Source organism: Amycolatopsis sp. EV170708-02-1 (genome assembly GCF_022479115.1).
In the GTDB taxonomy this organism is placed as follows: Bacteria; Actinomycetota; Actinomycetes; order Mycobacteriales; family Pseudonocardiaceae; genus Amycolatopsis.
The window spans coordinates 1,028,568-1,047,602 of record NZ_CP092497.1 but is presented as its reverse complement, the minus strand read 5'-3'; the positions used below and the strand labels follow the sequence as shown (position 1 = coordinate 1,047,602).

At 67.2% G+C, this 19,035-nt stretch carries 22 protein-coding genes and 1 pseudogene; 8 read left to right on the top strand and 15 right to left on the bottom strand.

Annotated features, from left to right (window positions below; all coding sequences use genetic code 11):
* Positions 1 to 8: 8 nt before the first annotated feature.
* Entirely contained in the window at positions 9 to 1,157 is a 1,149-nt protein-coding gene (locus MJQ72_RS04635) for a CaiB/BaiF CoA-transferase family protein (protein WP_034322467.1), read from the top strand.
* A gap of 74 nt (positions 1,158 to 1,231) precedes the next feature.
* On the opposite strand, the gene MJQ72_RS04630 is transcribed toward MJQ72_RS04635, so the two are convergent.
* Both MJQ72_RS04630 and MJQ72_RS04625 read right to left on the bottom strand, forming a co-directional pair.
* Complete coding sequence (locus MJQ72_RS04630; RefSeq protein ID WP_240597914.1) at positions 1,232 to 1,756, bottom strand: GNAT family N-acetyltransferase; 525 nt, start codon at positions 1,754 to 1,756, stop codon at positions 1,232 to 1,234.
* Between the two features lie 10 nt (positions 1,757 to 1,766).
* Positions 1,767 to 2,552: a crotonase/enoyl-CoA hydratase family protein gene (locus MJQ72_RS04625; protein WP_240597913.1), complete on the bottom strand. Its 786-nt coding sequence runs from the start codon at positions 2,550 to 2,552 to the stop codon at positions 1,767 to 1,769.
* Between the two features lie 133 nt (positions 2,553 to 2,685).
* Here MJQ72_RS04625 and MJQ72_RS04620 point away from each other — a divergent pair, with 133 nt between their 5' ends.
* From MJQ72_RS04620 to MJQ72_RS04600, 5 genes and pseudogenes are all read left to right on the top strand, one after another.
* Complete coding sequence (locus MJQ72_RS04620) at positions 2,686 to 2,841, top strand: hypothetical protein (protein ID WP_162182762.1); 156 nt, start codon at positions 2,686 to 2,688, stop codon at positions 2,839 to 2,841.
* 352 nt (positions 2,842 to 3,193) lie between these two features.
* A complete protein-coding gene (locus MJQ72_RS04615; RefSeq protein WP_240597912.1) occupies positions 3,194 to 3,676 on the top strand; it encodes a helix-turn-helix transcriptional regulator in 483 nt (160 codons plus the stop codon).
* A gap of 131 nt (positions 3,677 to 3,807) precedes the next feature.
* Complete coding sequence (locus tag MJQ72_RS04610) at positions 3,808 to 4,692, top strand: lytic transglycosylase domain-containing protein (RefSeq protein ID WP_240597911.1); 885 nt, start codon at positions 3,808 to 3,810, stop codon at positions 4,690 to 4,692.
* Positions 4,693 to 4,820: 128 nt separating this feature from the next.
* A pseudogene (locus tag MJQ72_RS04605) lies at positions 4,821 to 5,191 on the top strand (hypothetical protein).
* A 23-nt stretch (positions 5,192 to 5,214) separates the two neighbouring features.
* A complete protein-coding gene (locus MJQ72_RS04600; protein WP_005166062.1) occupies positions 5,215 to 5,568 on the top strand; it encodes a DUF3817 domain-containing protein in 354 nt (117 codons plus the stop codon).
* Here the strand turns inward: MJQ72_RS04600 and MJQ72_RS04595 are convergent.
* From MJQ72_RS04595 to MJQ72_RS04550, 10 genes are all read right to left on the bottom strand, one after another.
* A complete protein-coding gene (locus MJQ72_RS04595) occupies positions 5,565 to 6,152 on the bottom strand; it encodes an MFS transporter (protein WP_240597910.1) in 588 nt (195 codons plus the stop codon). The genes MJQ72_RS04600 and MJQ72_RS04595 overlap by 4 nt on opposite strands.
* Positions 6,153 to 6,190: 38 nt before the next feature.
* Positions 6,191 to 7,342 carry a site-specific integrase gene (locus MJQ72_RS04590; protein WP_240597909.1) on the bottom strand — a complete coding sequence of 384 codons (1,152 nt, stop codon included), beginning with the start codon at positions 7,340 to 7,342 and terminating at the stop codon, positions 6,191 to 6,193.
* A 41-nt stretch (positions 7,343 to 7,383) separates the two neighbouring features.
* Positions 7,384 to 7,596, bottom strand: a complete 213-nt coding sequence (locus tag MJQ72_RS04585) for a helix-turn-helix domain-containing protein (protein WP_240597908.1) — start codon at positions 7,594 to 7,596, stop codon at positions 7,384 to 7,386.
* Positions 7,597 to 7,610: 14 nt separating this feature from the next.
* Positions 7,611 to 9,284 (bottom strand): replication initiator, encoded by a 1,674-nt coding sequence (locus tag MJQ72_RS04580; RefSeq protein WP_240597907.1) that lies wholly within the window; start codon positions 9,282 to 9,284, stop codon positions 7,611 to 7,613.
* Positions 9,281 to 10,864 carry an FtsK/SpoIIIE domain-containing protein gene (locus MJQ72_RS04575; protein ID WP_240597906.1) on the bottom strand — a complete coding sequence of 528 codons (1,584 nt, stop codon included), beginning with the start codon at positions 10,862 to 10,864 and terminating at the stop codon, positions 9,281 to 9,283. The genes MJQ72_RS04580 and MJQ72_RS04575 overlap by 4 nt, the downstream gene beginning before the upstream one ends.
* Positions 10,865 to 11,214: 350 nt before the next feature.
* Entirely contained in the window at positions 11,215 to 11,499 is a 285-nt protein-coding gene (locus MJQ72_RS04570; RefSeq protein ID WP_240597905.1) for a helix-turn-helix domain-containing protein, read from the bottom strand.
* A 10-nt stretch (positions 11,500 to 11,509) separates the two neighbouring features.
* Positions 11,510 to 11,770, bottom strand: a complete 261-nt coding sequence (locus MJQ72_RS04565) for an AMED_5909 family protein (protein WP_240597904.1) — start codon at positions 11,768 to 11,770, stop codon at positions 11,510 to 11,512.
* Positions 11,767 to 12,081 (bottom strand): helix-turn-helix domain-containing protein, encoded by a 315-nt coding sequence (locus MJQ72_RS04560; RefSeq protein WP_240597903.1) that lies wholly within the window; start codon positions 12,079 to 12,081, stop codon positions 11,767 to 11,769. The genes MJQ72_RS04565 and MJQ72_RS04560 overlap by 4 nt, the downstream gene beginning before the upstream one ends.
* Positions 12,062 to 12,319, bottom strand: coding sequence for a hypothetical protein (locus MJQ72_RS04555; protein WP_240597902.1), 258 nt, complete (start codon positions 12,317 to 12,319; stop codon positions 12,062 to 12,064). Before MJQ72_RS04555 ends, MJQ72_RS04560 begins: the two co-directional genes overlap by 20 nt.
* 303 nt (positions 12,320 to 12,622) lie before the next feature.
* Entirely contained in the window at positions 12,623 to 13,096 is a 474-nt protein-coding gene (locus MJQ72_RS04550; RefSeq protein ID WP_192744128.1) for a hypothetical protein, read from the bottom strand.
* A gap of 154 nt (positions 13,097 to 13,250) precedes the next feature.
* On the opposite strand from MJQ72_RS04550, the gene MJQ72_RS04545 reads away from it, so the two are divergent.
* A complete protein-coding gene (locus tag MJQ72_RS04545) occupies positions 13,251 to 14,060 on the top strand; it encodes a GntR family transcriptional regulator (protein ID WP_240597901.1) in 810 nt (269 codons plus the stop codon).
* 627 nt (positions 14,061 to 14,687) lie between these two features.
* Here the strand turns inward: MJQ72_RS04545 and MJQ72_RS04540 are convergent.
* Positions 14,688 to 15,617 carry an MFS transporter gene (locus MJQ72_RS04540; RefSeq protein WP_240597900.1) on the bottom strand — a complete coding sequence of 310 codons (930 nt, stop codon included), beginning with the start codon at positions 15,615 to 15,617 and terminating at the stop codon, positions 14,688 to 14,690.
* Positions 15,618 to 15,754: 137 nt separating this feature from the next.
* Here MJQ72_RS04540 and MJQ72_RS04535 point away from each other — a divergent pair, with 137 nt between their 5' ends.
* Positions 15,755 to 16,324, top strand: a complete 570-nt coding sequence (locus tag MJQ72_RS04535) for a TetR/AcrR family transcriptional regulator (protein WP_240597899.1) — start codon at positions 15,755 to 15,757, stop codon at positions 16,322 to 16,324.
* A gap of 58 nt (positions 16,325 to 16,382) precedes the next feature.
* On the opposite strand, the gene MJQ72_RS04530 is transcribed toward MJQ72_RS04535, so the two are convergent.
* Complete coding sequence (locus MJQ72_RS04530) at positions 16,383 to 17,957, bottom strand: cation acetate symporter (RefSeq protein WP_240597898.1); 1,575 nt, start codon at positions 17,955 to 17,957, stop codon at positions 16,383 to 16,385.
* Complete coding sequence (locus MJQ72_RS04525; protein ID WP_240597897.1) at positions 17,954 to 18,376, bottom strand: DUF485 domain-containing protein; 423 nt, start codon at positions 18,374 to 18,376, stop codon at positions 17,954 to 17,956. The genes MJQ72_RS04530 and MJQ72_RS04525 overlap by 4 nt, the downstream gene beginning before the upstream one ends.
* Positions 18,377 to 19,035 lie beyond the last annotated feature (659 nt).

Genomic DNA, 19,035 nt, shown 5'->3' with positions numbered 1-19,035 from the left:
GGAAGAACGTGGCGAAAAAGGCCGGCCCGCTCAGCGGGCTCAAGGTCGTCGAACTGGCCGGGCTCGCCCCGGCGCCGTTCGCCTGCACGATCCTCGCCGATCTCGGCGCGGAGGTCGTCCGGATCGACCGGGCGACACCCGGCAACGACGTCATCGGGTTCCCGAACGATCCGCTCGCGCGCGGCAGGCGGTCGATCGGGATCAACACCAAGACCCCCGAGGGGGTCGAACTGGTGCTGAAACTCGCCGACGACGCCGACGTGCTCATCGAGGGATTCCGTCCCGGCGTCGCCGAGCGGATGGGCATCGGGCCGGAGCAGGTCCACGCCCGCAATCCGCGGCTGGTCTACGGGCGGATGACCGGCTACGGCCAGGACGGCCCGCTCGCGACCGTCGCCGGGCACGACATCAACTACATCGGCATCTCCGGTGCGCTCGAACCCATCGGGCACGCCGGGCAGCGGCCGGTGGTACCGCTCAACCTCGTCGGTGACTTCGGCGGCGGTGGCCTCCTGCTCGCGATGGGTGTGCTGGCGGCGCTGTTCGAACGCCAGACCTCCGGCAAGGGACAGGTGGTCGACGCGTCCATGGTGGACGGTGCGGCGCTGCTGACCACCAGCCTGCACGGGCTGCTGGACTCCGGGCTGTGGTCCGGCGGGCGCGGCGAGAACATGCTCGACGGCGGCGCGCCGTTCTACGACACCTACGAGACCGCCGACGGCAAGTACGTCGCCATCGGCGCGATCGAGATGCGGTTCTGGGGCGATCTGGTGAAGGTGCTCGGGCTCGACCCCGAGGAGACCCCGGTCCACGTCGACAAGAACGAGTGGCCGAAGCTGCGCAAGATCGTCGCCGAAGCCGTCGCGAAGCACACTCGCGACGAACTCGTGGCGAAGGCCGAGGGCACCGACGCGTGCCTGACGGCGGTGCTCTCCCCGAAGGAGGCGCCGTCGCATCCGCACAACGTCGCGCGCAAAACCTTCGTCGACGTCGGCGGCATGATGCAGCCCGCGCCCGCGCCGAGGTTCGACCGCACGCCGGCCGAGACGCCGGAACCGCCGCGCCCCAAGGGCGGCGACACCGCCGAGGTCCTCGCCGAACTCGGCGTGGACGCCGACGGGATCGAACGGCTCAGGGCCGCGGGCACCATCGCGTGAGCTGAAGGACGCTTTCCCCGCATGAGACGCGGCGAAAGCGTCCTTCACCGCATCACACGCGGTGAAGGACGCTTTCAGCCCACGTCGAGATCGGACCGCAGCACCGCATAGAGGACGTGGTCGCGCCAGGCCCCGTCCCGGAACCCGTAGCCGCGCAGCACGCCCTCCCTGGTGAAGCCCGCCTTCGCCAGGGAGCGCTGCTCGGCGACGTTGCCGGCCTCCGTCGACGCTTCGACCCGGTTCATCTGCGTATGCGCGAAGAGGTAGCGGACCAGCAGCCGCTGAGCTTCGGTCCCGTAGCCGTGGCCGCGCGCCTCGGGGATGAGCACGAGCCCGGCGTTCCAGCAGTACGACGTCGAGCCGGTCCTGGTCTTGTGCCACGAGACGAAACCGAGCCGCTGCCCGCCGAGATCGATCATCAGCATCCCGTTGTCCGCCGCGAGCATGCCGGACTCGGACCAGCGGCGGCGCAGGAAATGCGGATCGTGCCAGCCGTGCCACTCGAACGGGCCCGCCGCCCGCGGGTCGTTCGTGAGCGCTTCGAGCATCGGCAGGTCTTCTTCGGACACCGGTCTGAGCGCGACTCCGGTTTCGGTCATCCGACAGACCCTAGGGGCGCGGGCCGTCGAAGCTGCCGTGACGCCCCGCGCCGTCACTGAACCGGCCGGCGCCCGCGACGGCCTCCTCGGCGAGCCCGCCGCCGATCAGCGCGTTCGAGAACTCCGCCCGCATCGCCTCGTCTTCGGTGAGCCCGTACTGGCCGTACGCGGACTTGCGATCCGCGCGCAGGCACGCCTGGGGGAACGCGGCCAGTTCGCGTGCCAGCGCTTGCGCGGCCGCCAGCGCCTCGCCGTCCGGCACGACCCGGTTCGCAAGCCCGATGGCGAGCGCCTCGTCGGCGTCGACCGGCCTGCCGGTGAGGATCAGGTCCATCGCCCGCGAGTGGCCGATCAGCCGGGGGAGGCGCACCGTGCCGCCGTCGATGAGCGGCACGCCCCAGCGGCGGCAGAACACGCCGAAGACGGCCGTGGTGTCGGCGACCCGCAGGTCGCACCACAGCGCCAGCTCCAGCCCGCCCGCGACGGCGTGCCCGTGGACCGCGGCGATCACCGGCTTCGACAGGGCCATGCGCGTCGGGCCCATCGGCCCGTCACCTGCGGGGCTGAGGGAGTTGGTGCGGTCGGTGCCGACGGCCTTCAGATCGGCTCCGGCACAGAAGGCGTCACCCGAACCGGTGAGGACGGCGACCGCGGCTTCCCCGTCCGTGTCGAACGCGCGGAACGCGTCCGCCAGCGCGGCCGCGGTCGGCCCGTCCACGGCGTTGCGGGACGCGGGGCGGTTCAGCGTGATCGTCGTCACCGGCCCTTCCCGGTGGACGAGAACGTTTTCGCTCATCGATCGCTCCCTCAGGCGAATACGGGTGGGCAACAGGGCCCGATTCTCCTTAAAGTGGTGACAAAGTCCGCAGTGCGCGCGGAGTCATCGTCTGGACACTACGGTGTGATGGGATGGAGCCATGTCGCCCGGCTTGAAGAAATTCGTTGTGATCGCCGTCGTCGCGCTCGTGCTCTTCTTTCTGATCAGCAGGCCGACGCAATCCGCCGATGCCGTCCACACCGCGCTCGGCTGGCTCCGGTCCGGTGCCGAAGCCATCGTGACGTTCGTCCGGAGCCTCTTCTCCTGACCTGCCTCCCGTGATCACCGGTGTCCTCGGCGACGCCGGTGATCACCGTGCGCAGCCACCTGCGGTTATCACTCAGTGTCACCCGTCTCGGATTTCGGTCGGACGACTCGACCATCCGGGTGGATTGCCCCCGAAAACCCGCTGGTCGACGAATTCGTGCCCTGGAAGCTCTGGCGGAAAAGACCTCCGCGCCCCTACGGTGCTCACATTGCGTGATCGGTTGGTCCTCCAGGCGCCGGAGCCGGCCTCCTGGGCGAGGAGTTTCCGCAGGTGCAAGCCCCAGGGCAGCGGGAACTTCCAGCCGGGCAAGTAAGTCAGGACTTGTCAGTCGGGGAATCATGAGGAGGCAGGGATGACCGGAGATCCCGGAGTCGATGCGTTGATCCGGCAGTGGGCGGCCGAGCGTGAGCAGACCCCCGAGGAGCAGGAGGCCGACCGCATCGCGTCGGCGTGGCTGGCCGACGTGCCCAGGCAGGCTCCCGGAATCCCCGGCCAGCGTCAGCAGTCCGGCCAGGCGCGCTGGGCGCCGGTCGAGGCCGCCGACCCCGGCTACCTCGACGCCATGAGCCGTCGTCTCCCGGAGGTCCCGCAGGACCTGCTCGTCGCGGCCGCCGGCTGGTGGCAGATGGTGGGCGACGTCGCCGAGGCCGAAGCCTGGTGGGACGCCGGGATCAGCCCGCTCGACCAGCGCGCGCTCGACTACCGCGCGGCCGGGCTCGCCCCGTCCGACCTGAGCCGTCGCCTCGGCCCGATGACCGTTTTGCAGCACCTTCGCCGCGGCAGCGCCCCGGCCTGGTGCGTGGCGCGGCTGGCGAGGCAGCAGAAGTCCGCCTGATGAGAACTTCTCGCACGCGCGGGTGAACCGGCGTGGCAGGGGCGATCTCGGCTACCGCGTAACGCTAACCTGCGCGGGCTCGTTGTTCGAGCATCGGTCGTGATCGCCGCCCACGCTGGAGGACCCGCTTCGTGCGCACCACCCCGGAAAACGACGAGCTCGTCGACGACCCGGCCACGCCCGCTCCGCCACGCCGCGGGGTGGGCGCCGCCGTACTCGGCAGGCTGGTGATCGTGCTGGCCGTGCTCGGCCTCGCCGGGGGCGGGATCTGGCTGGTGACCAAGGCGTCCGCCCCGGTCGCGAGCCCCACGACGATGGAGATCCCCGCCCTGCAGGTCAAGGCGGCGGACGTCAAACCCGGTTCGGTCGCCCCGGTCAACGCCACCCTCGCGGGTGGCGCCACCCAGCAGACCTCGCCCCAGCAGGCGCAGCCGAAACCCGGCAAGGACCCCCTGACCGCCTGGACCGAGCGGGCGGCCCAGGCCACCGGCATCCCGGCCAGGGCGCTGCTCGCCTACGGCCACGCCGAACTGGCGATGCGCCAGATGCAGCCGAACTGCAAGATCTCGTGGGCGACCCTGGCGGGCATCGGCCGGATCGAGTCGAACCACGGCCAGTACGGCGGCGCCGTCCTCGGCCAGGACGGACGGCCGTCGAAGCCCATCATCGGCGTACCGCTCGACGGATCGCCCGGGGTGAAGGCCATCGGCGACACCGACGGCGGTCAGTTCGACGGCGACGCGGCCGTCGACCGCGCGGTCGGCCCGATGCAGTTCATCCCCAGCACCTGGCGCCGGTACGCCGCCGACGGCAACCGCGACGGCGTCGGCGACCCGCAGCAGATCGACGACGCGACGCTGGCGGCGGCGCGCTATCTGTGCGTGAACAACCGCGACATGTCGGCCGCCTCCGGGTGGTGGCAGGGGATCCTGTCGTACAACAACTCGACCGAGTACGCGCAGAAGGTCTTCGGGCTGGCGGACGGATACGCGAAGTCCGTCGCCGCCGCCTCGTGACTGGTGTCTCGTGAGTGGCAAGGACGGTTAGAACCGTCCTTGCCACTCACGAGACCCGAGGCGGGACCAAGGTCCCGACCGCCCAGGTCGGCGACGATTCGCCGCGCGCCCAGTGCTAGCGTCGATGTGTGTCCGCTTCGCCCGTCATCCTGCGCCGTCTCGGCATCGCCGGCGTCTGCCTGGTGAGCCTGGCGCTGTGCTGCGGGCTCGCCTGGTGGCAGTGGGAGCGGTTCTCCTCGGCCAGCGGGACGTTCCAGAACCTCGGCTATGTCCTGCAGTGGCCGCTGTTCGGGCTGTTCCCCGCCTTCATGTTCTGGCGGATCCGCAAGCTCCGCCGCCGCGCCGCCGAGGCCGACGCCCAGGAGACGGTGGCCGAGACCGCCGTCCCCGAGGTGCCGGCGCCCCGGCAGCGGCGTGCCCCGGTGCCGCCGCCCCCGAGGACGACGAGCTCGCCGCGTACAACAGGTACCTGCGCGAACTCAACGCCCGCGACAAGTAGTCCCCAGAGAGGTTCGAGACCCTATGACCACCCGAACTGACGACGCCGCCCCGGCCCGCCCGGTCTCGCTGGGCGGACCGCTGATCCGGTTCCGCGTCGCGGCGTACGCCACCGGTGTGGCCCTCCTCGGGCTGGTCGTCGAGATGCTGCTGCAGTACGTCTTCCGGGTGGAGCTTCCCCAGTTCGTGAAGATGATCCCCATGGTCCACGGCGGGCTCTACCTGATCTACCTGCTGCTCGCGGTCGACCTCGCGATCAAGGCCCGCTGGTCGATGAAGGGCACCCTGCTCGTGCTGATCGCGGGCTGCATCCCGTTCTTCTCGTTCGTGATGGAGCGCAAGGTCACGCACAAGGTCCAGGCGGGCGCGAAGCTCTAAGCCCGGCGCCGGAAGGTCAGTGCCACCAGGAACGACAGCGACGTCACCACGGCGGCGACGGTGAAGGCCGCGGTCATCCCGCCGACGGTGGTCTCCGCCGGGCTCCCGGACGGGGTCCGGGTCACCGCGCCGAACACGGTGATCAGGATCGCCAGCCCCAAGGTCGCCCCGACCTGCTGCAACGTCTGCAACGCGCCGCCGGCGGCCCCCGCGTCGTCGGTGGGCACCGTCGCCATGATGATCACGCTGAGCGGGGAGAACGCCAGCCCCGCGCCCACGCCCATCAGCAGCATCGGCCCGAGCAGGTGCGAGAAGTAGCCGCTGCCGGTGGTGAGCGCGGTCAGCCAGACGACCCCGCCGGTCATCAGCGCGGTACCGGTGAGCGCGAGCGGTTTCGGCCCGAACCGGGGGAGCAGTTTGGGGATCAGCCTGCTCAGCAGGAACATGCAGACCGCCATCGGCAGGAACGCGAAGCCGGTCTCCAGTGCGGCGAAACCCGCGATGTCCTGCAGGAACTGGGTCAGGAAGAAGAACATCGACGTCTTAACCGGATCTAGCGCCTGAGCAGGCATTTTAGGGGTCATTCCGGGCTCCTCTACGTGCTCAGGCCGTCTACAGGCCGTCAGGCCGTCTCTTCGGCGCTTGGTGGTGCCTGACGGGGCTTGATCGACACACCCCGCGCGAGCATCGCCGAGGCGAACAGGTGCCGCATCGCGTGCATGCCGTCCTCACGATCCTGGTAAGGCAGTCCTGCCCGCCTGAAGGTGGCCTTCCACACGGACTTGTTGAACGTCTGGCCCGTGTAGAGGTCCCCGGCATCGTTGACCATGAGAACCCGGATTGTCTCGGTAGCCCGTCCGTCACGTTCCGCCCAAGGCAGGGTGATCGACACGGGCGGGTAGGTCTCGGCGTACGCGTCGAGCAGTTCGAGCACGCCCCGCCCCAGCGGGATAGACCGGGTCTTGTGGCCCTTCGGAAGCTTGAACTTGCGTACACCGCCCACGGTGACCATCTGCCGGGTGCAGTGGTACACCATCTCGTCCCGGTCGACGTTGTCGAGGCTGAACGCCAGGATCTCACCTTGCCGCAGCCCCAGCCCGGCCCCGAGCGGCACGCAGGGCTTGAACCGAGCCGGGAGCGCCAGCTCCACGCGACGCAACCGCGCATCCGGCCATGGGGTGACCTTCCGCCGGATCGGCTTCGGAGCCTGGATCGACTTGTCACGGCACGGGTTGACCTTGAGCTTCCCATCCGCTACCGCCGCATCCAGGATCGAAGACACGAGGTCGAACACGAGCCGCTGATATGTTGCCGAAGTTTCCCGGTCCCGCTCATTCATCCACGCCAGCCACTTTCGAATGACGTCGGGGGTGTTGAACGACGACAGCAGTTTCCGGCCGAGGAACGGATACGCCTGGTTCTCCAGACGTATCCGCTCCACGGTTACGGTGGACTCGTCTTGTGACCGTCCAGAAAGGACCGTCTTTGCGTAGACCCTGAATTCCACCTTCCCCGCGTTGGGGTCTACGTAGGTGCCCGCGTAGAGATCGTTCTCTACTTTGGTCTTGAATTCCTTGGCCCTGCCGAGTTGCTTATCTGGAAACGATTTCGCACGTTCGATTTTGTCGGGGTCGAGGTAGCGGACCTTGTAGCGCAAGCCCTTCCCATGGTCCGAGGTGGGTTCCTGGACAGGCTTTCCCTTGCTGTTCAACACAATTTCGCCGGTTACCGGGTCTTTTTTGTCCTGGTACCAACGATCTTGGATGTGTGCCATGAAGATGCCTCTCTGTTTGAAGTTGCCGAAAGAGTGCGCGGTTATGCGGCGCCGGTGGTCTCGGTGAGGTACGTCAGCCAGTCGCGGACAACGTCGGGGCTGTACCGGACGTGTTTCCCCATCTTGATCCAAGACGGTCCATAGCCCTTGAACCGCCAATCCCGGAGCGTCTTCTCTGGTATGCCAAGGAATGTGGCCAGTTCCTCCGGTGTCCACAGACCTTCGATGCTCACCACCCTGATTCGCACGGTCATGTCATCCCCCAAGGTCAAGCCGCTTGCCGAGTTGCCGAAGTTTCCGGACTGTCGCCGGGTGGGCCTTGTGCGGCGAGTAACGCCCGGTCGTACTCGGCCCGCCAGGTGATCCGTTCGGCGATGGCGCGCATCACCAGGTGGTCCCTCGGTGGGCAGTGGGTGTCGCCGGGTTCGACCTTGCGCCACACGAACCGATCCGCCGCCGGTTCCTCTTTCACCACACCGATATCCGCCAGCGCGGACACTACGAACGCCTTCCGGTCCGCCTTGTGATCGGCCACCGTCTTTCCCGACCACTTGCGCGACACGAGCACTCGCCGCCCCGGCAGCCCGAGCGTTGTCCGGCGGTGAGCGCGTCCCTTGCAGTGTCCGGGGACGGTTTTTCCGTTGGCTCCCTTGGGGTTGATGCCGTACAGCAGCCACACCGCGCACCGAGGCGAACACGGGGTCACCGACAGTTCAGCGTGCAACCGGTCGTGGTGATCACGCTGCGCCGCAGAATCGGCCTCCACGACCTCACCCGTGGACTTCGTCAGGTACTTGGTCAGGTAGCCGATGTGACGGCCGGATTCCTCCGTGCCGCCCAAGATCCCCTTGGAGTGCACCTGACGGCCGAACGTGACGACGTGCGCGGGTTCGTCCACTGCCTCCCGAGCTTCGTCGAACGACGGCAGAGGTTCCCGCGTATCCGGGTCCACAAACGTCCGGGAATCCATGTCCCACAACGGTTCCCGGTCCGTGTAGACGATCTCGTCATGGTTGGGCCACCACACCTGATGGTAGGTGGCCTCCGTGACCATCCGGATGACCTCGTGCGAGATGGACCCGCGTAGGGCGGTGTGCAGGTGGGGAGCCGCCCGCCGTTGGGGTTCCACGGTGGCGAAGTACTGCACATCCCAGCCGACCACGCGCCGCAGGTTCTGCCACCACCTGTCCACCAGCGCCGAGAAGTGCACCGCGTCCCGAGCAGCCCGCCGGTAGTCATACGTCGAGGGGTTCACCGGCGAACCATCGGACCGGACCGGGCCGTAGGTGTCGCAGGTGAGCGTGACGAACATCGACGGCCGGAACTTCCCCGCGTACTCGCGGCCCACGGTGGTCTTGGCGAGCTTGCGGCGTGGCAGGTTCGGTGCGTCCTGCCGCCGCTTGGTCGACCGTTTCACCGGACGCTTCTCCGGGACGTCGAGCGCGGGCAGGCGACCCGTCATGCCCGACGCCCGCAGCTCCTCGTCCACCGAGGCGACCTCTGCCCGCAGCTCCTCCGCCTCGACCTCATCACCGGCCGCCACAGCGTCCCGGTAGTGCGCCGCCAGGTCAGCCCGGAACTCCAGTAGCTCCGTTTGCGTCTCCGACGGCCGCTCGCGGGTGATCACGGGTTCTTCGGTCATGTGCCAGCCCTCGCGGCACTGCGCCTGCCGGAGCGCCTTTGCCTTGCGAGCACAGGGAAGGCACACCGACTCCACAGTGGACCCGCACGGCACGGGCACGTAGCGGATCTCGCCGGTTTCGGTGTCGCCGACCTCCATCGTGAACGGCCGGACACACACGCCGTGCTTCTCCGCAGTGGCCTTTACGACCTCCGCTGACAGCGTCCCGCGGCTTACCTTGACCCCTACTCCATTCGGGGGTGCCGGCCGAGCGTCCGCGCCCGCTTCGACCTGCGAATTCGTGATTTCGGTGGTGGTCATGCCGTCCCCCTCTCGCCGCGCCGCTCTGACAGGTGCACCACCGACGCGCCACCGTTGGTGACGTAGTGCTCCAGATGCTTGATCGTCTGATCCGACACCCAGCCCGCCCGCACGCGCAGGGGTTCGCGGAGGCCCTCACCCCAGACGTAGCCGACACCGGCCGCCGACTCCGGGATGCGGTTGGCCCACGCGCCGCGCTCGAACGCACCGTCCCCGAGCACCATCGGAACCTGCGACTTCGACGTCACCCGCAGCGCCACCCGCCGGGGCAGCAACTCCCGCACCGGAACGGTTTCCTTCGTCGGCTCCTGCACATAGCCGCGCACCGTGAACAACAGCGCACGGCCTTGCGTGGCCAGCACCGCCACCCGCTCCACAATGGCCTCACGGGTCTTGCGGTCGGTGTAGCGGGTCAACGCGCCGATCTCGTCGAACTCCAGAAGCTCCAACGGATACTCCGTCGAGAGCGGCACCTCACGGGTGTTGCCCGCGAAGACGCGCTTGCGGTTGTTCAGTTCATCGATCAGCGCGTCGAGGATTTCCAGAGCCTCCTTGCCGCTCTGGCCGTAGCGGGTGAAGATCCCGCGCCCGTAGGACAGTTCCATGGCTTTCGGGTCGATCCCCGACATACGCACCAGGCCCGCGCGGATGGCCGGAGCCGCAGACACCAACGGCGACCACATCACCGAGCCCTTACCTGCACCCGTCGCGCCAGCCACCAACGTGTGCGCGCCACGGCCCATCAGCGGCAGCGTCCACGGCGTGCCGTACTCCGTCGACCCCGCGTATACCGCCCGCAGATCCACCCCCGACCCGTCCGTAGGCATCAGCTCCGGAACCGGTAGGCACGTCACCGCCGAGTCGAGCAGATCTCGGCGCATGAAGTCGATGGACACCACATCCGGTTCCAGCTCCCGCACCTGACACCGCGCGACCTTGCGCGCTACCGCCAGCTCCCGCGCGACCTCATCGAAGTCCTCGGGCTTCTGGCCCGGAACCAGCCGGACCCGGACCTCATCCCACGACGGGCCGGAGCGCACGGACAACAGTTTCGGCACCGCCACCCCGGACTCCTGACGAGCCTTCGCGACCGCCTCACGCTTACGCCGCCGAGACACCAGGTTCACCGTCACATCAACGGGAATCGCGTCATCCCGGACCGTCAGCCCGCAGGCGTGCAGCCAACCGGCGAGCTTGCGCCCGTAGAGCGCCCAGCGCAGCCACCACGCCCGCAGCCACCGGCCGCACCACTGGTCATAGCCCACCGCGTCCAGCCGCCGCCACACCAGCAGCATGACCGCCAGCACGCCGACCGTGACGACGAGGGATACCCAGCCCAACCACGTGCACCAGGCCCACAATCCCAGCAGGGCCAGGCAGGTACGCCAGTGCGTGACCAGTTGCCGAACAATCCAGCCGACCGCCCGCAGCAGGCCCCACAGCGCTACGCCGAGCACTGCCAGCGCGGCCAGCGCCTCCAGCACACTCGCCAGGACACGGCCGACCTTGGCCAGTACCCACAGCACCACCGCGAGCCCGCCGCCGACAGCGAGGGTGGTCATGATCTCCTGAGTGTTCATCGCCGACCACCCCGCAGACCAGCAGCGGGAACCACGATCGGCAGCGGCAGCATCCCCATGCACGGGGAGCACTTCTCCTCACCCGGCAGCAGCCGAGCGAACCGTTTGCATTCCGAACAGCGCGTTCGGGTGACCCCCGTTGACTCGCACTGTGTGCCGTCATTTATCTTCTTCATTGTTCACTGCTCCAGTGGACAGGCGCAGAACCGGAACAGGTTGGTAGCCAAGGGCCGGTTCTGCGTTTTAAGGGACACTTTTAGCCGCGTAGGGACGTGTTTATATTCCGCACGTCCCTACGCGCGTTTCTTGTTTCTATATCGATTTTTCGCCTGTTATGTGCCGACGGCTCCCTACTGCCTGCCGCGCGGCCGTAGCTGAACCCCCTCCGCCAGAAGAATCCGCCGGGTCTGGCAGTAGCTCATGCCATGTATGGCAGCCAGTTGCCGGATCGAACGGCCACCGTTGTATGCGTTGACCATGCCTGGAGGCGTTGGTGGCAGGGGAATCTTTGGGGGCCGCAGCTTGACGTTCGCGTCAAGGAGCGCATTGCGGACTTTGTGGTAGCTGAGCTGATGTTGCTTGGCGAGACCTTCGATGGTGTCCCCGTGCGCGTAGCGGGCTACCAGCTTTGCCACGGCCTGAGAGTCAAGCAACATCGACGGATTCCGCCTTCCTTGCCTGAATCTGTGCCGCCACTTCTTCCGCCTTGCTCTCCTCGTAGCCCACCCAGTACCGAAGTTCGTGGTGGTGCCACCGATCGATATCGGACACTTCGCGATACATTCGCGCATTCGCCTTGTGCCATTTCAGCCACGTAGCCTGATTCGAGCCCGGCAGGGGGCGGGTCGACGAGGCGATGGCGTGTGCATCCTTGAGCGTCTGAGGTGCTTTAGAGTCGGCCATCATGCCTCCTTCCTTGCTGCGCGGTACTCCTGTTCCTTGACGACCCAGTTGAACAGTTGTTCTCGCGGCATTTCCAATGCATCCGCCAGTCGCATAATTGTCGGAACGCGTGTTAGCTGACGTTCGCCATTTTCGATTTTGCGTATCGTCTGCTCTTTGACTCCGGCCCGGTTTGCCGTCGCGATTACCGACCAGCGGTTCCACAGGCGAACCCGTGCAATCAGTACCCCAAGCGGCACGTACCGACCGTTGTCGATATCCGGCAGCTTGACCGGCGCGAACGTGTTCGGCGCCCTAGTCGTTTGCAGCATCATCGTTCTCCTGCCGCGTGCCTGCCGCGTGCTTGGTGAGAAACACCGCCAGTTCGTCCGCTCCGTCCCGTACTTCCCGAAGCAGGCGGATGAACTCCGGCCACATAGCCGGGTCCGCTGGAGGCAGAATCGCCAGACTGTCCGGATCGAGGTAGATCACCAAGGCCGGGTTCGCCGAACCATTTCCCTGCATTCCCGCGACCGCCTTCGGCCCCGGTTTCCACAGCGCGTTGAACGCCATCGCCCCGCCTTCCCTCGTTATGGGCGCGCGCCTCCCATTCGCGCGCGTCGTATTGGAATCCCTCAGCCGCCGACACAACGGCAGCTCGCACCCACCACGACAAACGGCCCTCAGCCGCCAGCGCCTTGAATGCGTCGGCGACCGCTTCACACGCCAGCGACATTTCATGCGCCAGACGTGCGTTAACCCCAGACGCCGCCCGGTCGTTCAGGTCACCAAACTTGCGGTAAGCCTGCTCCCAGGCCACGACCAGGGGCGGAGGGACTACAGCGAAGCCGAGCCCCGTCCGCACCCCGCCGACCATCACGCCGCCTTGGACGTCGCGTCGCCGGTGCCCGCAGCGCCGGAACCAGCCCGAGCCGACTTCGAGCCGCCGCCCGCAGCAGCCGCCTTGAAGCCGGTCGCCCGGAATGCGTACGACTGGTACTTGTACTCACCCTGACCAGCCACCTTCGGCTCAGCCGTCAGCCCTTCCAGCTCGATCGGCCGCATACCCGGCAGCACCTCCGACGTCGACGGCACCGGCTGCACATCCGCCAAGAACGTCACCTCGAACGAAGCACGCTTCGCTTTCTCCTCACTCGGGTCAGTGACCGTGGCCTTCCACTGCCGCTTGCCAGTGATCTCGTCCACACGCTGCCTTGCGGGTCGACCAGCCGCCTTGTCCTCTCGCGACTGGAATTCGTTGTCCGGTGTCACGACGCCGACGAGGACCAACCCTTGCGGGAACGCCTCGTCGAAGCTGATCGCGAACCTGTGACCCCTACTGATCGCCATGACTTCTGTCCCTTGCTCGTACGGTGCCCGCCGTCCGGGCCTTCGGTTACGCCCATCGGGCCAACCTCGTATACGAGGTTAAACCTCGTATGTGAAGCTGTCAACATACGAGGTTCATGAGACACTGACCGACAACGCGCACAGGGAGGACGACATGTCAGAACTGATGTTCGGCGACCATCCGGAGTGGCCGGACAACGACGAGCCCCGCTACAAGCAGATCGCCAAGGAGTACCGACAGAAGATCATCGACGGCGAGCTTCAGGACGGCGCGAAGCTGCCGAGCGAAGCGCAGCTCTGTGAACTACACGACGTCTCACCGATCACCGCGCGTTCCGCGATGCGCCAGCTTCGCGATTGGGGCTTCGCGAACGGGATCAAAGGCAAGGGCGTGTTCGTCCGCCGCCTCCAAAAGCTCACGCGGATAGCTCCGATGCGCTACTTCCGAGGGCAGCAGGCGCGTACGTACGTACGGGAGGCCGAGGCTGCCGACGTCGGGATGACGGTCGAGCACCACACGACCAAGACCACCGCCCCCGCCAACATCGCGGAACGTCTCGGTATCGAAAAGGGCGACCCCGTTACGTGCACGCGCTACTTCATCCGCATGGGCAATCCGCCTCAGCCCGTCACCAGCAGCTACGCGTGGGAGCCTCTGGCCATCACTGGCGGAACTGAGATTGAGCTACCGCACGAAGGGCCGCATGCCGACAAGGGCGTAGCTGATCGGTTCGCCGCCATCAAGATCTACGTAAACCAGGTCGAGGAAGTGCTTGACATCCGTACTCCCACGGCCGAGGAAGCCAAGCTTCTCGACATTTCAGCCACTCGGCCAGTAGTCCAGATCACCCAGACCTTCCGCAAGGTCGAGGAGTGGGGGACCGACGATATCGCCGTCGAAACGGCCGACATTCTGTTCCCCGTCGACCGTTACGAGATGCGCTACGTCATGGAGATCCACTAGCACCACGCAGCACTGAGCCCGGCTGGTTCTTCCGGCCGGGCTTTTTGCTGCCGAATTTGGCTCTATGGGATCAAGGCGCCGCCGTTGGCGGCGCGCGGGTCACCACCCGTCCGGCGGGCTAACGCCCAAGAAGGCGACGCCGGCCTCCCGCTCCGCTCCGGCAGGCGCCGCCGGGCGAGCCCGCCGCAGGGCAGCACCCGCAGCGCGCCGCCAACGACGACGGAGACCCAGGAGCAACACGGCTAGATCACCCGACCCGCTCAGCCGACGTGCAGTGGTCACTTGAGGGTCCCTCGCTTCTCAGCGTCTTACGCCGAGCCGCCCGTATCAAGGCGGGAAAGCGTGCCTTGACACGACCGACTCAGCGCAAGGCGCGGCAGGGGCGAGGGAAACGGGGGCGAACAGGCACCCGGGCATCTCAACCGCCGTCGTCGACTCACGGGAGGTCCCAGGATGAAGCAGGCAAGCCGTCAGCTCAGCCCGAACCAAACGGCTCTATTCAGCCTCTTTGAACTTGCTCGCTGGACCGAGGCAGCGACCAGCGCCAGGCCGTCTACAGGCCGTCAGACGTCCGGACGGGACCAAACCCAACCGGACGCAACCAGCGCAAAAGAGCAGATCAGCGGCCTACGACGTGGTTGGCGCGCTGGTCTGCTTTTCGCGGAAGAAGAACATCGACATCATCGCCATCGGCCCGAGGAAGAAGTTGACGTAGGCCGCGGCACGGTCGCGTTCGGCGAACAGGCGCAACGGGATCAGGGGCTCGCTCACCCTGGTCTCGATGGTGAGGAACGCGGCCAGCAAGGCCAGCCCGGCGCCGAGGCCGCCGAGGGTGATCATGTCGCCCCAGCCGTGCGACGCGGCGTGGGTGAAGGCGAACACGAGCGAGCCGACGCCGAGGGTGCCGGTGAACGCGCCGGGGAGGTCCAGCCTGGCGCGCCGCCGGGGCGGATCGGCCACGTACCGCGAGGTGAGCAGGACGATCGCGAGCCCGAACGGGACGTTGATGTACAGCGCCGCGCGCCACGAGATCCATTCGGTCAGCAGGCCGCCGAGCAGGAGTCCGATCGCGAAACCGCTGCTGGACATCGCCGAGAACAACGCCAAAGCGCGCACCCGCGCCTTGGCTTCGGTGAACGTGCTGGTGATCAGCGCCAGCGTGCTCGGCCCGGCGAGCGCGGCGCCGACGCCCTGCGCGACGCGGGCGGCGATCAGCAGTTCCGCCGAACCGGCGAGGCCGCCGAGCAGGGAGGCGGCGGTGAACACGGCCGCGCCGGCGACGAACGTCCGGCGGCGGCCGAACAGGTCGCCTGCCCGGCCGCCGAGCAGCAGCAAGCCCCCGAAGACCAGGCTGTACGCCGTCATCACCCAGGACAGGCCGGTGTCGGTGAAGCCCAGTTCGGACTGGATGCGGGGGAGCGCGACGTTCATCACCGTCGCGTCGAGGATGAGCATGAGCTGGCAGGTCAGGATGATCGGGAGGACCAGCCGGTGCGGAGGTGGTGGGGCCCCGGCCGTCTCCGGCCTAGGCTCGGCACGCAGGGTTCGTTCGGTCAAGGAATACTCCAAAGACGTAACGAGATGAAGCGGAGAGACTCTCCACTTGAGGGCGTGAGCGATGATATGGAGACAGTCTCCGCTTACGCAAGTGAATTCGGAGAACGTCTCCGTTTTCGTCGCCCGAGGAGGTGCAGATGGTCACGGCCGATCCGGCCCGCCCCATGCGTGCGGACGCGCGGCGCAACTACGAGCGCATCGTCGCCGTGGCGAAGGAGGCCTTCACCGCCGACGGCATCGACGTGCCCGCCGACGACATCGCCAAACGCGCCGGGGTCGGCGCGGGCACGTTGTACCGGCACTTCCCGACGCGCGACAAGCTGATCGAGGCCGTCTACCGAGACGAGATCGACGGGCTGGCGCAACAGGCGTACGACCTGCTCGACGAGCTGCCGCCGGGGAAGGCGCTCGAGACGTGGCTGGCCACGCACGTCATCTACGTGGTGGAGAAGCACGGTCTCGCGATGACGCTGAAGGCGTCGGTCGATGCCGGCTCCGAAGTCTTCGGCTGGTGTCAGGCGCGGTTGCGGGCCGCGGCCGACACGATCGTGAAGGCGGCTCAGGACGAGGGTGTGCTCCGGCCCGACGTCGCGGGGGTCGACATCCTGCGGCTCGGGCACGGGCTGGGGTCGGCGGCGAGCAAGGCTTCGGAGGAGGACACGAAGCGGCTTCTCACGATCGTGCTGGACGGTCTCCGCGCGCCATGAGGTCCTGGCTCGTGAGTGGCGAGGATGGTTCTAACCGTCCTCGCCACTCACGAGAGTGTCAGGAGCCGATCCCGGTGAGGGACCGCACCTCCATCTCCGCGTGCTTGACCGGATCGGCCTTCGACCGGCCGACGAAGGTGCCCACGAACCCGCACAGGAACGAGAACGGGATCGACACCAGGCCCGGGTTCTTCAGCGGGAACCAGTGGAAGTCCACGCTCTTGATGATCGAGTCCGCCGCCCCGGACATCACCGGCGAGAAGAACACGAGCACCAGGCTGGCGATCAGCCCGCCGTAGATGCCCCACAGGGTCCCGGTGGTGTTGAAGCGTTTCCAGAACAGCGAGTACAGCAGCGTCGAGAGGTTCGCTGACGCCGCGACGGCGAACGCCAGCGCCACCAGGAACGCGATGTTCTGCCCGTTCGCCAGGATGCCGCCGATGATCGCGAGCGCCCCGACGGCGACCGCGGTCAGCCGGGCGACGCGGACCTCCGAGGCCGGTTCCGCCTTGCCGCGCTTGAAGATGTTGGCGTACACGTCGTGGGCGAAGGAGGCCGAAGCGGTGATCGTCAGCCCGGCGACGACGGCGAGGATGGTCGCGAAGGCGACCGCCGAGACGATGCCGAGCAGGACGGTGCCGCCGATGTTCAGCGCGAGCAGCGGCGCCGCCGAGTTCTCCCCGCCGGGCGCGTTCTTGATCGCCTCCGGGCCGACCAGTGCGGCCGCGCCGAAGCCGATGACCAGCGTGCAGAGGTAGAAGATCGTCATGCACGCGGTCGCCCACACCACCGAGCGCCGTGCCTCGCGCGAGTTCGGCACCGTGTAGAAGCGCATCAGCACGTGCGGGAGCGCGGCGGCGCCCAGCACCAGTGCCAGCGCCAGCGAGACGAAGTCGAGCTTCGTGACCTCGCTCTTGCCGTAGGAACCGCCGGGCTCCAGCAGTTCGTCGCCGAGCGGGCTGTTGTCGGCGGCGGCCGAGAGCAGGTTCGAGAAGCTGAAGCCGAACTTGCCGAACAGGAACACGGTGATCAGCGCACCGGTCAGCAGCAGGATGGTCGCCTTGATGATCTGCACCCACGTGGTGCCCTTCATCCCGCCGACCAGCACGTACAGCACCATGACCACGCCGACGACGCCGATCACGAGCGCCTGGCCGATACCGCCGTGGATGTCCAGCAGCAACGCCACCAGGCCACCGGCGCCCGCCATCTGCGCGAGCATGTAGAAGAACGAGATCACCAGGGTCGACGTCGCGGCGGCGGCGCGGACCGGGCGCTGCTTCATCCGGAAGCTCAGCACGTCGCCCATGGTGAAGCGGCCGGTGTTGCGCAGCAGTTCCGCGATCAGCAGCAGGTCGACCATCCACGCGACGAGGAACCCGATCGAGTACAGGAAGCCGTCGTAGCCGTGGATCGCGATCGCCCCGGCGATGCCGAGGAACGACGCCGCCGAGAGGAAGTCACCCGAAAGAGCGATGCCGTTCTGGCGTCCGGTGAAGGCGCTGCCCGCGGCGTAGTAGTCCGAAGTGGACGAGTTGCGGGTGCTGACGCGGTACACCACGTACAGGGTGATCGCGACGAACAGCGCGAACACCGCGATGTTCAGCACCGGGTCGTTGTCGGGGATGCTCATCGCTCACCGGCCCCGACGGAGGCCCGCAGCGCCTCGACCTTGGGGTCGAGCCGCTTCTTCGCGAACTTCAGGTACGCGACCGTGATCAGGATCGTGCTGGCGAACTGGCCGAGCCCGAGCAGGATGCCGACGTTGATCTCGCCCCACACCTTCCGGCTCATGAAGTCGTGGGCGTAGGCCGCCAGCAGCACGAACGTCATGTACCAGGTGAAGAACAGCAGGCTCATCGGGAACACGAACCGCCGGAAGGTCTTGCGCAGCGCGACGAACTCCTTGCCGTGCTGGATCCGGTCGAAGTCCGGGCCGGCGGGCCGCGGCGGCGGGGGAGTGGGCTGGCGCTCGCGGACGAACAGCGCGGGCATCTGCCCGGTGTCCTCCAGGGCGTTGCTCGCCGCGTAGGGACGCGCGACGTCGGGCATGGGTTCCTCCGGGGCTTGCATCCGTGGCGCGGTACGGGGAGCGCACATACTAACTACGGCTTCACCCGCTCTGAATAGGCGACCCCGGTTCCGCGAAGGCGTGAGCGGGTATTCGGTTTTACCTCGTATTAGTGTTTCGGAAAATCGTTTCGATCGGAATGAACCGGCTTAATCACTCGTCATAGTGAGCGGAGTTGTCACGCGCGGTCGTCGCCCGAACGGCCCACTGCGGCAAACGACGGACGATGACCACGCTCTGTCCCTCAATTTGGTGACAGATCGTAGTTTCGCTACCGGGCGGCGGCGGGTTTCGATACCGTGCCCGCCATCCCGGACCGGGGAAGATCCCCCGCTTCACCGGGTGTCTCGAAAGAAATCACCATGTCGGGCGACATCGAACCGGCTTGGGCGGCAAGGCCACAACATCGGGCACATATTTGGGCTTGACCCACCCGTTGGGGGCACGGAAAGTAGTTCGACCGGGCGACGTGGCTACCGTACGTAGGCTGATCGGGTGATTAGGGCACCCTGTGCATCCGCGCAACCCGTAACCGGAATTCCCTCGTTTGTGACGTGCGGGCGGTTTTCGAGCGTCGCGGATCGTTCGGGAGCACACTTTTCGCTGGTCAGCACCCGTGTACTGAACGGAATTGACGGCA